Source organism: Pseudomonas fontis (assembly GCF_028656955.1).
In the GTDB taxonomy this organism is placed as follows: Bacteria; Pseudomonadota; Gammaproteobacteria; order Pseudomonadales; family Pseudomonadaceae; genus Aquipseudomonas; species Aquipseudomonas fontis.
The window spans coordinates 217,863-232,127 of the sequence record NZ_JAMDGY010000020.1 but is presented as its reverse complement, the minus strand read 5'-3'; the positions used below and the strand labels follow the sequence as shown (position 1 = coordinate 232,127).

Annotated in this window: 15 protein-coding genes; 8 read left to right on the top strand and 7 right to left on the bottom strand. The window is 58.7% G+C overall.

The window, feature by feature from the left end:
• The first annotated feature begins 107 nt into the window (after positions 1-107).
• The 5 genes from M5G11_RS08320 (at position 108) to M5G11_RS08300 (ending at position 3,769) form a co-directional block, all read left to right on the top strand.
• The gene (locus tag M5G11_RS08320; protein ID WP_273909000.1) at positions 108-896 is read left to right on the top strand and encodes a hypothetical protein; all 789 of its coding nucleotides are present in this window, start codon (positions 108-110) and stop codon (positions 894-896) included.
• Positions 897-963: 67 nt separating this feature from the next.
• Positions 964-2,196: a hypothetical protein gene (locus M5G11_RS08315; RefSeq protein ID WP_273909001.1), complete on the top strand. Its 1,233-nt coding sequence runs from the start codon at positions 964-966 to the stop codon at positions 2,194-2,196.
• 138 nt (positions 2,197-2,334) lie between these two features.
• Complete coding sequence (locus tag M5G11_RS08310) at positions 2,335-2,925, top strand: hypothetical protein (protein WP_273909002.1); 591 nt, start codon at positions 2,335-2,337, stop codon at positions 2,923-2,925.
• Positions 2,926-3,010: 85 nt separating this feature from the next.
• Positions 3,011-3,415, top strand: a complete 405-nt coding sequence (locus M5G11_RS08305) for a hypothetical protein (RefSeq protein ID WP_273909003.1) — start codon at positions 3,011-3,013, stop codon at positions 3,413-3,415.
• A 15-nt stretch (positions 3,416-3,430) separates the two neighbouring features.
• Positions 3,431-3,769 (top strand): hypothetical protein, encoded by a 339-nt coding sequence (locus tag M5G11_RS08300; protein ID WP_273909004.1) that lies wholly within the window; start codon positions 3,431-3,433, stop codon positions 3,767-3,769.
• Between the two features lie 39 nt (positions 3,770-3,808).
• On the opposite strand, the gene M5G11_RS08295 is transcribed toward M5G11_RS08300, so the two are convergent.
• Entirely contained in the window at positions 3,809-5,233 is a 1,425-nt protein-coding gene (locus tag M5G11_RS08295; protein ID WP_273909005.1) for a site-specific integrase, read from the bottom strand.
• A 374-nt stretch (positions 5,234-5,607) separates the two neighbouring features.
• On the opposite strand from M5G11_RS08295, the gene M5G11_RS08290 reads away from it, so the two are divergent.
• Complete coding sequence (locus M5G11_RS08290; RefSeq protein WP_273909006.1) at positions 5,608-5,928, top strand: type II toxin-antitoxin system RelE/ParE family toxin; 321 nt, start codon at positions 5,608-5,610, stop codon at positions 5,926-5,928.
• Positions 5,925-6,242 (top strand): addiction module antidote protein, encoded by a 318-nt coding sequence (locus M5G11_RS08285; protein WP_420793777.1) that lies wholly within the window; start codon positions 5,925-5,927, stop codon positions 6,240-6,242. Before M5G11_RS08290 ends, M5G11_RS08285 begins: the two co-directional genes overlap by 4 nt.
• Positions 6,243-6,264: 22 nt before the next feature.
• On the opposite strand, the gene M5G11_RS08280 is transcribed toward M5G11_RS08285, so the two are convergent.
• Positions 6,265-6,807, bottom strand: a complete 543-nt coding sequence (locus M5G11_RS08280; RefSeq protein ID WP_273909007.1) for an RrF2 family transcriptional regulator — start codon at positions 6,805-6,807, stop codon at positions 6,265-6,267.
• A 276-nt stretch (positions 6,808-7,083) separates the two neighbouring features.
• Between M5G11_RS08280 and M5G11_RS08275 the strand changes: the two genes are divergently transcribed.
• On the top strand, positions 7,084-8,289 hold the full coding sequence (locus M5G11_RS08275; RefSeq protein ID WP_273909008.1) for an NAD(P)/FAD-dependent oxidoreductase: 1,206 nt from the start codon (positions 7,084-7,086) through the stop codon (positions 8,287-8,289).
• A 55-nt stretch (positions 8,290-8,344) separates the two neighbouring features.
• Here the strand turns inward: M5G11_RS08275 and M5G11_RS08270 are convergent, their stop codons facing one another.
• The 5 genes from M5G11_RS08270 to M5G11_RS08250 all read right to left on the bottom strand — a co-directional run bounded on the left by M5G11_RS08270 (position 8,345) and on the right by M5G11_RS08250 (position 14,135).
• Positions 8,345-8,932: a hypothetical protein gene (locus tag M5G11_RS08270; protein ID WP_273909009.1), complete on the bottom strand. Its 588-nt coding sequence runs from the start codon at positions 8,930-8,932 to the stop codon at positions 8,345-8,347.
• 238 nt (positions 8,933-9,170) lie between these two features.
• The gene (gene lpdA, locus M5G11_RS08265) at positions 9,171-10,559 is read right to left on the bottom strand and encodes a dihydrolipoyl dehydrogenase (RefSeq protein WP_273909010.1); all 1,389 of its coding nucleotides are present in this window, start codon (positions 10,557-10,559) and stop codon (positions 9,171-9,173) included.
• A gap of 2 nt (positions 10,560-10,561) precedes the next feature.
• Positions 10,562-11,842 (bottom strand): dihydrolipoamide acetyltransferase family protein, encoded by a 1,281-nt coding sequence (locus M5G11_RS08260; protein WP_273909011.1) that lies wholly within the window; start codon positions 11,840-11,842, stop codon positions 10,562-10,564.
• Complete coding sequence (locus M5G11_RS08255; RefSeq protein WP_273909012.1) at positions 11,843-12,901, bottom strand: alpha-ketoacid dehydrogenase subunit beta; 1,059 nt, start codon at positions 12,899-12,901, stop codon at positions 11,843-11,845. It abuts the gene before it with no gap.
• A 1-nt stretch (position 12,902) separates the two neighbouring features.
• On the bottom strand, positions 12,903-14,135 hold the full coding sequence (locus tag M5G11_RS08250) for a 3-methyl-2-oxobutanoate dehydrogenase (2-methylpropanoyl-transferring) subunit alpha (RefSeq protein ID WP_273909013.1): 1,233 nt from the start codon (positions 14,133-14,135) through the stop codon (positions 12,903-12,905).
• Positions 14,136-14,265 lie beyond the last annotated feature (130 nt).

Below are 14,265 nucleotides of genomic sequence, written 5' to 3'. Positions count from 1 at the left end.
GATGCCCGACTGCTCGTCACGCTCGCCGAGAAAACCAACCCCGTATGACGATACTTCGTGTACGTTTATTCACATCTCTCCGATTAAACGTACATGGACTGAGCACGGTGAAAATCAACGCTGGAACCCTGCAGGACTACCTGATAGCGACCTTCGAGAACGCTCAGGATCACGCAACCGAGCCGCCTCAACTGATGTTCTTGGTCGAGCAGATGGACGAGATCTTTCAGCAGGAGATCTTTGCTCACGACTTTGAGGCCAACCCTACGGCGGGCCTGCTGGTGATGAATGCCTATACGATGTTGCTAAGCGCGGTCCGGCAGGCGATGTCGGGGCATGTTGTGTCGACCTTTCCGATTGCCCGCACAGCTTTAGAGTCAGCCTGCTATGCATTCCTCATAGCCTGTGATGGGGGCAAGGCCGATATTTGGTTTCATCGACATGATTCTGAAAAAGCTCATAAGGCTTGCCGGGACACTTTCACGGTCGCGAAGTCAGTTAAAGGGCTCAAAGCGCTTGATCCTGTGATGGCGGAGTACGTTCAGGCGCATTATGACGCTTCGATAGACTTCGGCGCACACCCCAATCGGAAATCCGTAGTAGATCACCTGGAGGACACCGGACCGATCGGGGAAGAGATGCATGGCTTTTCGTTGACGGGGGTTTATGGGCGGAACAGCTGGCACGTCAACCTAGGGTTGTTGGTCTGTGTTGAAGTGGGTCAGGCGATTGCATTTCTCGCTGCCGCATCTGCCGAAAATCATCCTCTAATCAATGAGCGCGTCTATGTATTCCAAGACTGGATGGATGCCAAAAACCGAATGGTTGATGAAATCAACGGCGAGCCAATTAACTACACCGGGCCGATGTTCTCCTCAGTCACTCCACCGGTTTAGAGTTGAGTCTTTCCGTGTGTATACGCAAAGCGTCCCTCCCATACGCTGCATTGCAGGAATCACTCCCTTGACCAGCCAGTCGACAACCCCGACATCGTTGTGCATCTACTGTGATGGCCCAGGCCCTTTCTCTGACGAGCATGTCATTAGTGCGGGGCTGGGAGCGGATGACGATCGCTTCCTGCTGGGTGATATGGTGTGCCGGCGCTGCAATACAGACGTCTTTGGTTGTTTGGAGCGAGAGGTGCTGCGGAGCTCACCGATTGCCGTCGGTCGCGCTTTTTTGCAGCCGCATGGCCGTAAGCGGGGAAAGCACACCTCGGTGCCAGGTATCCAGGCCCAGCACAAACAGATGGCTAATGCATCGGGGTACCCGGATGAAGTCGACTTTGGGCCGCACGCTAAACCGATTGTCCTGCCGCAAATAAAAATGATTGGCGAGAAGGAATTTGAGTCCAGCGCTGCAAGCTTGGACGAGCTGCGCAGTTTCGTTAAGTCTCTGTCGAGCTTGCTCCAGGGCACACAAGTTATTTGCATTCGGAAGTGGGGGCTAGAGCATGAACTGAGGTATGAAGCCATCACCATGCTTCGCTCCAGCAAGACCTTCACTCTGGCGGATGGGTCAAGCTTTCAAGCCAAGCCTCCGCGTGGCGGCCTTTGGCTGGAGCGTTCCGATGAGGCTCGCACAGGAGACGTGACCCCAGCTGCGACGATCTTCAAGAACCTAAATGGGGAGATCGTGCTCAAGACTTCAAGTACAAGGATCGAGGACGCCCTCAATTTCTTTGCTTGCGCCGTCGAGCAATTTTCCTTCGATGTCCAGGTCACGAAGGACATCGAAAACCCCATCGTATCGGTGGGGATGACCGTGACCATCGGTGTGGTCGAGCGAGTGATCGCGAAGATTGGCATAAATCTGCTGGCCTATTACTTGGGACGAGATTATGTGACTGATCCTGGTTTTCGGCAGGTCAAGGGCAGCATACTTACGGGGAGTCCTCGCTTGGGTGGCCACATCGTGGAGGACGCTACGATAACGGCGATACTCAACGCTGCTCCTGACAATCATCACGTGTTCTTTCTCAGTAAAGTCAACCAGCCCGGAGGACGAGCAGCAATCATCATGGTAGCGAAGCTGTACGGTGCTGCTCAAAGCATATCCTTGGCGTTGGATGCGCCAGCGCCTCACCTGCCGTTTCCGGTGTTTTTTCTGGTCGACTACGTCAATCATGAGGTGAAACAGCGATCGCTCGTCGAATACGCTGAATACCTGCTTGAAATGGGTTCTGCGGGTCAATAGTGACGTCGCGCTGCCCGCACTCGGACGACATCGCTTTCGATAGCGCACGCACGGGCGTCAACCTCGCTGGTAGTATGCGTTCAGGTTGACGCTTGAGCGTTTCGAGTGTTGTTGATCCCATTTTTATAAGAGAACTGCATGCGTTCGTTTGTTGGTTGTAGTGTGGTGCTGGCTATGGCCACGCTCACTGGTTGCACTAACTGGGGAGGCGCCGATAAAGGGCCTGTTGTCGTCGACTATTATGCTGGAACGACCGATCTTTCCGGCTATCCCGGTATGGGGACTGGGGCAGGCAATGTGCTTTACGGCATTGCTGGCGCCGCAGACGGTTATCGATACCAGCCTCTTGAAGTACGGCAATGCAATGCCCAGAAATCGGCATGTGCGTTGGGTATTGTGAACCTGGTCAGCCAGATCCAGATACTTTCGGTCGGCGATACAGTTGCGAAGCTTCGAGTCGACCTTAGCTACCAGGTTGGTGCTGAGGGGCGCCGACAGTGGCCAGGAAACACCTATATTGAAAAGCTTTCCGTGCCTGAGATCATCAACGATAAGGGCGCGGTTTCGCGTACTGCGGAGGTTCCCTATGGCGAAGTTCGGCACATCGAACTCCCTTATGGAGTGAACTTTACGTTATGTGTCTCTCCGCCAGGCGTGTCGAACATGGATACCAGGTCATGCGAAGGGCGGTTGAAAGTGAGGGATACAACCGACGTTGCGGTATTTTAAATGACGAGAGCAGCCCCGACATGTCGGGGCGGACCTAGTAAAGGGACGTGCATTTTCGCGTCCGCGAAATCGAGGGAACGAAGGTATGGGTAAAATATCCGACCCAATGAATGCTCTGATCAGTCTGTTAGCTGCGGTCGAATCGTTACATGACTGTCTCGAAGAGCATGAGGCTGCATACGAGGATGGCCGTTTAACCGCCGCCCGCGCAGTACTCCGTGCTTCATCGAATGAAGCTCGCGTCGTAGTCGAGCGTCACCGCGCTGTCATTGCAGCCCGCGAGTCGACGAAGCGTAGTAAACCTTCAAAAGCGGAGGTGCTAAAGGTGGCAATTGAGGCTCTCGAATGGCAGGCTGTTAAGCAAAGTGCTAATGGTGATGCTCATGGAGCGATTCAGTCAGCCCTGAATGCAAGGTTGCTGCGCGAGGAGGCTGGTGAGAGAAGCGTTATCGATCGCAGAAATGCCATGAAATTGGTTAGCATTGACTAGCTATGGAGAGGTTTTATGGATCTTGAGACATGCATTCGTCAGCTCGCCGACGCAGGTGTAGGTTTCACGGTGAAACATGTCAGCCCAAGCGGTGAGGTGATGGCTGAAATTGAGGCTGCGGATGTAGTGCGCTACTGCGCAGATCCCGACGCATTTTGGGGGGCGCGCTATGGAGTGACCCCGCGCCAGTACCGGCTCTGGCATGACAGCAAATATGCAGTAGTTTGTTCTGGTTATACGGTTCGTGGTGAACCCTGCAAGGCGATTGTAACCGGTGGATCGCTCGTCGATTCACCTTATAAGTGGGTAGCTCTGCAAGGCCTTTATTGTCACGTCCATGAGAATGGCCGTTAGGGAGACGACCGACCGCCTACCTCCTTTGTGCAACCAAGCTCAGCTTTTTGTGACCTCCTGAGGCCGCTTTCGACTTAGCAAAATAATCTTACCTTGGTCCCACTCCTTCTCTGCATACAAGCAGTCTAGATACCTGCCCCATAATTCCAGTGCAGCCCTTTTCTCTGGCAGATAGCTGTATCGGTCGTAGTGAACCGATTGCACATCGCTGCGTCCGTGAGACAAAAGCCAGCTGCGGATTTCTTTAGTAATCCCGAGTGAGGCCATCAATGTTTCGGTGCTGACCCGAACATTCGCGTAGCTGAAGTACTGCGTCTTACCAGCTCCACTCAGAGCTTTTCCGGCATTACTGAAGCGCTTACCTGCAGTGTCAGGGCGGATGCAGCGTCGGCCAATACAGAACGGACCTGGTCCGATTTTGCTTTCAAACAAAGGCTTCAGGATTTCTTTAACCCGGTCGGTGAGGGGCAGCAGGTGATCCCAAGCCTGAGACTTTTTTCCTTTACCGTCGGTAAGGTGCAAAAGGTCATCGGATGTATCCTCCCAGGTCACGCGGAGCAACTGTTCCATTCGTTGACCACCTAGATAAATTAGGCCCTTACAGATCGCCATTTCCCGCACAGGCAAGGTATCCAGGTAGCGCAAAAGCTCACCCAGTTCCTCTGGATTCAAGGATTCTGTCTGGCCACCGCGGGTGTTAGCTAGGGTAGGGACCTTGGTAGCCGGATTGACCCCGATGTCGAAAATTTTCGAATCGCTTACATCTCGATCCAAGGAGAGATGTGCCTTGCTGCCATAGCTGAATGCAGCCTTTAGATATCTGTGGACGCTGGCAGCTGTTGATCGCATGTCAGTATTGGCCGTTTTCGCTTTGTTACCGATACCACGACCTTTAGGCTTGCGTGCGAGTAGCGCGCTCATTACTAAATGAATGTCTTCGCCGGTGACGGACTTTGCTGGACGCGTCATCAGATCTGGGTGGTGCTGGATTACGTGTGTCTGAAATAGGCGCTCGACTTCTTTCGCCTTGACCTTGCCGCGAGCGGTCAGATCTTTGACGTATGCATTTAGCAGTTCTTCGAAGCTTCCTTGTCGGGTCGCAAGCTGCTGCGCGAGTACTACGGCCTGGCGTTGTGTTTTCTCTGCGGCTGCTCTGGCCGCCAAGTACGCCTTAACGTCGCCGTGCTCGGACGCAATCAATGCCATCTCTGCCGCTTTGTCGCGTAGTTCAGACAGCCCCAGTCCCGGGGCTCTGGCGCTCAAGCGATATTGACCCAGAGAGATCATTGTGTCCTTTGTATTGAGCCGGTAGCGGAAGTAGGCGCTGATCGCACCACTTTGGCTGCGCTTGAACAAAAGGCTACCCCGGGAACGGCCAGGCAAGCTTTCCGTCAACTTGGATGCTGGCGGCATGCCCTTGAGCTTTTGATCGTTCACGCTTTTGTCAGCAGTATTGGTGGCCAATTCTAGTCCCCACTTCGGTCCCCACTTCTCATGATGCAGAACGCTACAAGGAGAAACCTCAAGACACAAGTAGAATAGATAGGTCCTTTAAAAACAGAGGTTTGTGGGGTTTCAGGGCGCGATCGGAATCAAGCTGACTCACCAAAGCATATGCCTCCTAAGGGGAAGGTTGGCCGTTCGAACCGGCCCTGGGACACCACTTTTCTCCTCTCCAGCTTCCCTCCTTCGGCAACACTTCCTGACGATCCCTCGATTGACGCTTCCGTTTGATCCTTACGTAATACATGCAGCGCAACTCAGGCGATTTTGGCCGGGATGCCGAGACGATTGAAAGATTCAATCAATGGTTTGTCTCTTTTAGGGTACAGTCCTGCATGTATGAAGTCACTCACGTGTTGTCTGCCAATGGCGTGGATATCTATCAATCCTGGCTCGACAGCCTGCGTGACAACCGCACCAAGGCGCGGATCACCAGCCGAGTGGACCGGGCCGAGCAGGGGTATTTCGGGGTGACCGAACCTGTGGGTGACGGCGTTTTTGAAATGAAGCTCGATTTCGGTCCTGGCTACCGCATCTACCACGCGACTCACCAGCGAAGGGTGATTCTGCTGCTGGGTGGCGGGTCTAAAGACAAGCAGTGCATCGATATCGAGCAGGCCAAGTCACTCTGGAACAATCAGAAGGTGAAGCTATGACAACCCTTACGCGTCCTCATGAAGACAGCGTCCTTGAAATGCTCCGCGCCGACGAGGCGTTTGCCCTCGAGTACCTGTGCGTGGCGCTTGAAGAGATTGATCAGGAAGGTGGTGAAGCTGCGTTTCTGACGGCCGTCAGACGCGTCGCCGAAGCACGCGGGGGCATGACCTCGTTGTCCCAGGCCACCGGCCTGGCCAGGCCAAACCTCTATCGAGCGCTGGCGGCTGATGGCGACCCACGCTTGTCGACCATTCTCAAGGTGCTGCAGGCGCTGGGTGTGGGCTTGTCGAAAGTAGTCACGCATCGTCCTTGAGCGAACCCGCGCCCGCACCTACTCAGATTTCCTGCACGGGAATGGTCGAGGCGCCGGCCTTTTTGTCCCGGCGTTCACTCATCCAGTCATTGATCTGGGTGCCGAACTCAGCAGGTGCCTTGCGGCTGACCTTTCGCGCCAGGTCAAGAATCGTCTGCTGGGCAAGCGCCTCTTCCATGCGTTTCTGTGCGGTGAGCATCGCACCGTGCACAGCACAACCGCCTTCCAGTGCCCAAGCGGGCGGGGCACCTTCAAAAATCGCGCAGCGCCCGCGAATTTCCCGACAGTCAAAAATCAGCTTCTGCCCGTCGATGGCATTGACGATGTCCAGGATGCTGATTTCATCTGAAGGCCGTGCCAGGCGAAAGCCACCGCGCACACCTTCAGTGGCGGCAACCAGCTTGGCCTTGGCCAGCTTGGTGAAGATCTTCGCCAGGTAGTCCTGTGGCACCCCTTGCAGGTCGGCGAGATCACGCACGCTGGCTTCACGGCTTTCGCCGCCGTCTCCAACCAGGAAGATCAGGCAATGAATGCCGTATTCGACCCCTGCACTATAAAGTGACATCACATATCTCCGACTACATTAGTCGCAAATACTAGCAGGGATGGCAGCTATCAGCAAAGTTGTGTTGGTGTTCGCTAGGACCTTCTGTCGGCAGTATTTCTTATAATCCACCGATTTATAGCGAGATAGAGCGGTTGCTTCGATTTCGGCCGTATTGGAATTCAAAAATCACTTGCGATGAAAAACTACGATCAATATAGTCGTAGATATCGAGTCGACGTGACCTACCAAGACTCAAGGTCGATTCCCGCAGGCTATTTCTTTGGAGCGAACAAGATGAAACAGCAGATTCTGATTCTCGGCGCAGGTTTTGGTGGCCTCTGGAGTGCATTGAGCGCCACGCGTCTGCTCGACATGCACGGGCGCAGCGATATCCAGGTGACCGTACTTGCCCCGCAAGCTGAGCTGCGCATTCGTCCGCGCTTCTACGAGCCAGACGTTGAACAGATGAAGGCGCAACTGGGCGAGTTGTTCGATGCCGTCGGTGTCGAATTCATCCAGGGTGCGGCCCAGCAGATTGATGTTGCCGGCAAGCGCGTCGAGTACACCGACGCACAGGGCAATACCGTCGTACGCACCTACGACAAGCTCGTGCTCGCCACAGGCAGCCGCTTGAGCCGCCCGAGCATGGCAGGGGTTGTCGAGCACGCGTTCGATGTTGACCAGATTGAAGAGGCCGCACGCTTGGAAGCGCACCTCAAGTCGTTGGCTGATCTGCCGCCTTCCAAGGCGCGCAATACCGTCGTGGTCGCCGGTGGTGGCTTCACCGGGATCGAAACCGCGACCGAGATGCCTGCCCGCCTGCGCGCAGTACTTGGCGACGACGCGCAGGTCGAGGTGATCATCGTAGACCGAGCAGAATACGTCGGCGCATCCATGGGCCGCGAGATGGGCGAGACCATCGCCGCCGCCAGTGATGAACTGGGCGTAAGCTGGCGTCTGCAAGCCACTGTCGCATCGGTCGATGCGTGTGGCGTGACCTTGGGCGATGGCCAGCGGATTGAAGCAAGCACGGTGATCTGGACCACGGGTGTACGTGCCAGCACGCTGACTGAGCAGATCCCGGCCGAGCGGGATGCGCTGGGGCGCCTGCATGTAGAGGGCAGTTTGAAAGTCATTGGCCAGGACGACATCTTTGCCACCGGCGATGTTGCCTATGCCGCCACGGATGAGCTGGGCAACCATGCGCTGATGACCTGCCAGCATGCACTATCGCTGGGTCGCTATGCCGGGCATAACGTGGTCGCGCAGATGCTGGGGCTGGAGCTGCTGACCTATCGCCAGCTCAAGTACGTCACCTGCCTGGACCTTGGCGCCTGGGGCGCGGTGTACACCGAGGGTTGGGATCGCCAGATCAAGCTGGTGCGCGAAGAGGGCAAGCAGCTCAAGTCGCAGATCAACGGCGTCTGGATCTACCCGCCGGCAGCTGACCGTACAGCGGCCTGGGCCGCTGCAGACCCGGCGACCCTGATCGTCGCCTGATCCCTCAGGCCAGCGCCCGAGTCGCGTTTCAATAGGCGGCTCGGGCGTTGTTGCATCAACTCAGCGGGTCTTCGATCTTGTGTGGATCTTTCCATTCACCCGCTTTGCGCAGGGCTTCGCTTTCCTCCACCGAAGTCAACGATGCCGTCAGCTCTTGCGATGCCATCACCGCCTCCATGTGCGGCTGAAGATTGGCCATCGACTGTTGCTGGATCTCCTCCTTCATGCGCTGGGCAATCTTGCGGTCAACCTCGTCCTTCTTCTCTGGCGGCAGGTTGTTGTAGTCCTCTTCGGTCATGCCCAGTTCATTGAGCAATTTCAGGCGGATCTTTTCCGCCGGTGACAGGGCCATGTAGTCATGGAACTCCTGAGTTGCAGTTTTGGGCGCCGCTTGCGACTCTGCTTTCTCAATGGTCTCCGGGTTCTGCAGCGCTACCTTGAGCTTGGCGAACGCCTCGTCCTGCGCATCTTGGGAGGACTGCTGCGAGGCGTCATTGCTCGACTCGGCCTTCGATGCCGCAACCACGGCGGTCATCGGTTGCGCTAGGTAGTTTACCGAGGGTTCTGTCGCGCTAGTCGCCGGAGCAGGGCGTGGCTGGGTGATCGCCGAATGCGGCCAACCGTTGGCATTGATGATACTCACCTGATCGTTCTCCTTGATGGATGCACGGTGTTTGCCGTGAGTAAGGGGCAAATCCTGTGCCAGTCGCCTGCTACGCGGTTGTGCACCCGTAAACACAGGGCACGATGCCTCAGGTCGATTTGTCGGATGGGTCGACCATTGCCTTGAAGGGGAATTTGTTTGCCGGCTGCGGCAACGTCCTTCGTACAAACAAACAGGCCGCCCATTAGGCGGCCTGTTTGCTCAAGCGCGTATCACATCAAAGGTGCAGGGCGTGGCCCAGTGCGCGCAAGGCGGCTTCCTGCACGGCTTCACCCAGTGTCGGATGCGCGTGGATGGTGCCGGCCACGTCTTCAAGCCTGGCGCCCATTTCCAGGGATTGGGCAAAGGCGGTGGACAACTCGGAAACCCCTACACCCACCGCTTGCCAGCCAACAATCAGGTGGTTGTCGCGGCGCGCTACCACACGTACGAAGCCACTTTTCGATTCCAGGGTCATGGCCCGGCCATTGGCGGCAAACGGGAACTGCGCAACGATGCAGTCCAGCCCGTCCTGCTGCGCGCTCTCCGGAGTCTTGCCGGCCACCACCAACTCAGGGTCGGTGAAGCACACCGCCGCGATGGCGGTCGGGTTGAACTCGCGCTGTTTGCCGGCAATCAGCTCGGCAACCATTTCGCCCTGGGCCATGGCCCGGTGCGCGAGCATCGGCTCACCACTGAGGTCACCGATAGCCCAGACGTTGCGCATGCTGGTCTGGCAGCGCGCGTCGATGGCAATGGCCGAGCCGTTCATCTTCAGTTCCAGGCTTTCCAGGTTGAAGCCCGAGGTACGCGGCCGGCGACCCACGGCGACCAGCACCTGGTCGGTAGCCAGGGGCAGTTGCTCACCATTCTCGGTGCGCACCTGCAAGGTATTGCTGGCCGCATCGAAGCCTTCGACGCTGTGCTGCAGATACAGCTGGATGCCGAGTTTTTTCAGCGACTCGGCGACCGGCTGGGTCAGTTCACTGTCGTAGGTTGGCAAGATGCGCTCGCGCGCTTCGATCACGCTCACCTCAACGCCCAGCTTGCGATAGGCAATGCCCAGCTCCAGGCCGATATAGCCTGCGCCGACCACCGTCAGGTGCTTGGGCAGGCTGCGCGGTGCCAGGGCTTCGGTAGAGGAGATGATCGCACCGCCCAGTGGCAGCATCGGCAATTCGACGCTGCTGGAGCCGGTGGCGAGCAGCAGGTGCTCGCACTCGATGCGGATGTCCTGGCCGTCGATCTCCACGTGCTTGCCGTCGACGATCTTCGCCCAGCCATGGATCACCTGCACGCCATGCTTTTTCAGCAGCGCCGCAACGCCGCTGGTCAGGCGGTCGACGATGCCGTCTTTCCAGGCCACGCTCTGGCTGATGTCCAGGGTCGGTGGCTGCACCTTGATGCCCAGGTTCGACTGCTGGCTGTGCTGTTGGGTCTGGTGGAACTGCTCGGCAACGTGGATCAGCGCCTTGGACGGAATGCAGCCGATGTTCAGGCACGTGCCCCCCAGCGCCTGGCCTTCGACCAGCACGGTCGGAATGCCCAGCTGGCCTGCGCGAATGGCGGCCACATAACCGCCGGGGCCGCCACCAATGATCAGCAGGGTGGTAGTCAAATTCTGCATGGTCACTCCACAAACAGGCTGGCAGGTTGTTCGAGCAGGCCGCGAATGGCCTGGATGAAGAGCGCGGCGTCCATTCCATCGACCACACGGTGATCGAACGAGCTGGACAGGTTCATCATCTTGCGGATGACGATCTGGCCGTTGATCACCATCGGGCGCTCGACCATGCGGTTGACGCCGACGATGGCCACTTCCGGGGTGTTGACCACCGGGGTGCTGGCAATGCCGCCCAACGCGCCGAGGCTGGTCAGGGTGATGGTCGAGCCGGAAAGCTCATCACGGCTGGCCTTGTTGTTGCGGGCGGCGTTGGCCAGGCGCGAGATTTCGCTGGCGTTGGCCCACAGGCTGCCGGCTTCGGCGTGACGCAGCACCGGTACCATCAGGCCGTTGTCGCCCTGGGTGGCAATGCCGACGTGCACCGCGCCGTGGCGGGTGATCAGTTGCGCTTCATCGTCGTAGGTGGCATTGATCTGCGGGAAGTCGCGGGCGGCGACAACCATGGCGCGAACCAGGAACGGCAGCAGGGTCAGCTTGCCGCGGCTATCGCCGTGCTTCTTGTTCAGGTGAGCGCGCAGCTCTTCCAGCGCAGTCATGTCGATTTCCTCGACATAGCTGAAATGCGCGACGCGGCGTTTGGCGTCCTGCATGCGCTGGGCGATCTTGCGACGCAGGCCGATGACCGGGATCTGCTCGGCGTCGGAACGCTTGGCATAGCCGCCTGGCGCCGACTGGGTATGTGTCGTTGGCTGGGCCAGGAACACATCGAGGTCTTCATGCAGGATGCGCCCGGCCGGGCCGCTGCCATGTACGTAACGCAATTCGATACCGGCGTCCCAGGCACGCTTGCGCACGGCCGGGGACGCCAGTGGGCGCTCGTTGGCCTCGCGCGGCACGATGGCGGCAGCGCGGTGTTCGCTGGCCGTTGCCGGCGCGGCAACCACTGGCTTGGCTTCAACCTGGGGCTGTGGCGCGGGCGCGCTGGCGACTGCAGGGGCAGCTGGCGCAGCCGCTTTGCTGGCGCCTTCCTGATAGTTGCCGGCACCTTCCACTTCAATGCGGATCAGCTCGCTGCCCACGGCCATGACTTCACCGGGCTGGCCACCCAGGGCCAGCACCTTGCCGCTGACCGGGGTGGGGATTTCCACGGTGGCCTTGTCGGTCATGACATCGGCCACCACCTGATCTTCGGTGACGATATCGCCAACCTTGACGAACCATTCAACCAATTCAACCTGTGCGATGCCTTCGCCAATGTCCGGCATCTTGATGACGTGCGTGCCCATTCAGACCTCCATGACCCGTTTCAATGCCGCGCCCACTCGTGAGGGGCCGGGGAAATACGCCCATTCCTGAGCGTGCGGGTAGGGGGTGTCCCAACCGGTCACACGCTCGATCGGGGCTTCGAGGTGATGGAAGCAATGCTCCTGAATCAGCGCTACCAGCTCGGCGCCAAAGCCGCAGGTGCGGGTGGCTTCATGCACGACCACGCAGCGGCCGGTCTTCTTGACCGAGGCCACGATGGTTTCCAGGTCCAGCGGCCAGAGGCTGCGCAGGTCGATGACTTCGGCATCGACGCCGGTTTCTTCGGCAGCCACCTGGGAGACATACACGGTGGTGCCATAGGTCAGCACGGTGACGTCCTTGCCGGGGCGGGTGATCGCCGCCTTGTCCAGTGGCACGGTGTAGTAGCCGTCTGGTACGGCGCTGGCTGGGTGTTTCGACCACGGGGTTACCGGGCGGTCGTGATGGCCGTCGAACGGGCCGTTGTACAGGCGCTTGGGCTCCAGGAAGATCACCGGGTCGTCGTTCTCGATCGAGGCGATCAGCAGGCCTTTGGCATCGTACGGGTTGGACGGCATGACGGTACGCAGGCCGCAGACCTGGGTGAACATCGCCTCTGGGCTCTGGCTGTGCGTCTGGCCGCCGTAGATACCGCCACCGCAAGGCATGCGCAGGGTCAGCGGGGAGACGAACTCACCGGCCGAGCGATAACGCAGGCGGGCCATTTCCGAGACGATCTGGTCGGAGGCCGGGTAGAAGTAGTCGGCAAACTGGATTTCCACCACCGGGCGCAGGCCGTAGGCGCCCATGCCCACGGCGGTGCCGACGATGCCGCTCTCGGAGATCGGCGCATCGAACACGCGGGACTTGCCGTATTTGGTCTGCAGGCCTTCGGTGCAGCGGAATACGCCACCGAAGTAGCCCACGTCCTGGCCGTACACCACGACGTCCTCATCGCGCTCAAGCATGATGTCCATGGCCGAGCGCAGGGCCTGGATCATGGTCATGGTGGTAGTGGCCATGGCGGTTTCCAACTGGATTTGGTTGTTGTGATCGTTCATCTCAGATCCCCAGTTCCTGGCGCTGCCGACGCAAGTGCTCCGGCATTTCCTTGTACACGTCCTCGAACATCGAGGCGGGGCTTGGCATCTGTCCGCCGGCCAGGGTGCCGTACTGCTCGGCCTCTTTCAGCGCGGCGATGATCTCGGCTTCCAGCTCGGCGGTGACCGCCTGGTGCTCTTCCTCGGACCAGTGGCCGATGGCGATCAGGTGCTGCTTGAGACGGGCGATCGGGTCACCCAGCGGGAAGTGGCTCCAGTCATCGGCCGGGCGGTACTTGGACGGGTCGTCCGAGGTCGAGTGCGGGCCGGCGCGGTAGGTTACCCATTCGATCAGGCTTGGGCCCAGGCCACGGCGCGCACGTTCGGCTGCCCAGCGCGAGGCAGCGTAGACGGCGATGAAGTCGTTGCCGTCGACCCGCAGCGAGGCGATGCCGCAACCTACGCCACGGCCGGCAAAGGTAGTCGATTCACCACCGGCGATGGCCTGGAAGGTGGAGATCGCCCACTGGTTGTTGACCACGTTGAGGATCACCGGCGCGCGGTAGACGTGGGCGAAGGTGAGGGCGGTGTGGAAGTCGGATTCGGCGGTAGCGCCGTCGCCGATCCAGGCCGAGGCAATCTTGGTATCGCCCTTGATCGCTGAAGCCATGGCCCAGCCGACGGCCTGGACGAACTGGGTCGCCAGGTTGCCGCTGATGGTGAAGAAGCCGGCTTCACGTACCGAGTACATGATGGGCAGTTGACGGCCCTTGAGCGGGTCGCGCTCGTTGGACAGCAACTGGCAGATCATCTCCACCAGCGACACGTTGCGCGCCATCAGGATGCTTTGCTGGCGGTAGGTCGGGAAGCACATGTCGGTGCGGTTCAAGGCCATGGCCTGGCCGCTGCCGATGGCTTCCTCGCCCAGGCTCTGCATATAGAAGGACATCTTCTTCTGGCGCTGGGCGACCACCATGCGGCTGTCGAACAGCCGGGTCTTGAGCATGGTGCGCATGCCTTCACGGAGGATGTCCGGGCCGATGTCTTCGGCCCATGGGCCAACGGCATTGCCCTTGTCATCGAGCACACGGATCAGGCTGGAGGAGATATCCGCAGTGTCAGCGGCTTCGACATCGATAGGTGGTTTGCGTACCTGGCCGGCATCGGTAAGCCGCAGGTAGGAGAAATCAGTCTGGCAGCCTGGCCGGCCGGTAGGCTCGGGCACATGCAAACGCAGGGGGGCGTACTCGTTCATGCTTTTTTACGCTCGCTCTGTCTTGTGTTTTTGTTGAGCTTTGAAGCGGTCGCTACTGAGACCCGGCTTGTGACCAGGAAGTCAGTCTTGTCCTACATGATATGTCGCTCTTGGGAGAATATTTCTCTCA

Bases quoted from the DNA above. Each gene is read 5' to 3' on its own strand.
- M5G11_RS08310 (WP_273909002.1), top strand. From the start codon at position 2,335: ATGCGTTCGTTTGTTGGTTGTAGTGTGGTGCTGGCTATGGCCACGCTC.
- M5G11_RS08305 (WP_273909003.1), top strand. From the start codon at position 3,011: ATGGGTAAAATATCCGACCCAATGAATGCTCTGATCAGTCTGTTAGCT.
- M5G11_RS08300 (WP_273909004.1), top strand. From the start codon at position 3,431: ATGGATCTTGAGACATGCATTCGTCAGCTCGCCGACGCAGGTGTAGGT.
- M5G11_RS08290 (WP_273909006.1), top strand. From the start codon at position 5,608: ATGTATGAAGTCACTCACGTGTTGTCTGCCAATGGCGTGGATATCTAT.
- M5G11_RS08285 (WP_420793777.1), top strand. From the start codon at position 5,925: ATGACAACCCTTACGCGTCCTCATGAAGACAGCGTCCTTGAAATGCTC.
- M5G11_RS08280 (WP_273909007.1), bottom strand. From the start codon at position 6,807: ATGTCACTTTATAGTGCAGGGGTCGAATACGGCATTCATTGCCTGATC.
- M5G11_RS08275 (WP_273909008.1), top strand. From the start codon at position 7,084: ATGAAACAGCAGATTCTGATTCTCGGCGCAGGTTTTGGTGGCCTCTGG.
- lpdA (WP_273909010.1), bottom strand. From the start codon at position 10,559: ATGCAGAATTTGACTACCACCCTGCTGATCATTGGTGGCGGCCCCGGC.
- M5G11_RS08260 (WP_273909011.1), bottom strand. From the start codon at position 11,842: ATGGGCACGCACGTCATCAAGATGCCGGACATTGGCGAAGGCATCGCA.
- M5G11_RS08255 (WP_273909012.1), bottom strand. From the start codon at position 12,901: ATGAACGATCACAACAACCAAATCCAGTTGGAAACCGCCATGGCCACT.
- M5G11_RS08250 (WP_273909013.1), bottom strand. From the start codon at position 14,135: ATGAACGAGTACGCCCCCCTGCGTTTGCATGTGCCCGAGCCTACCGGC.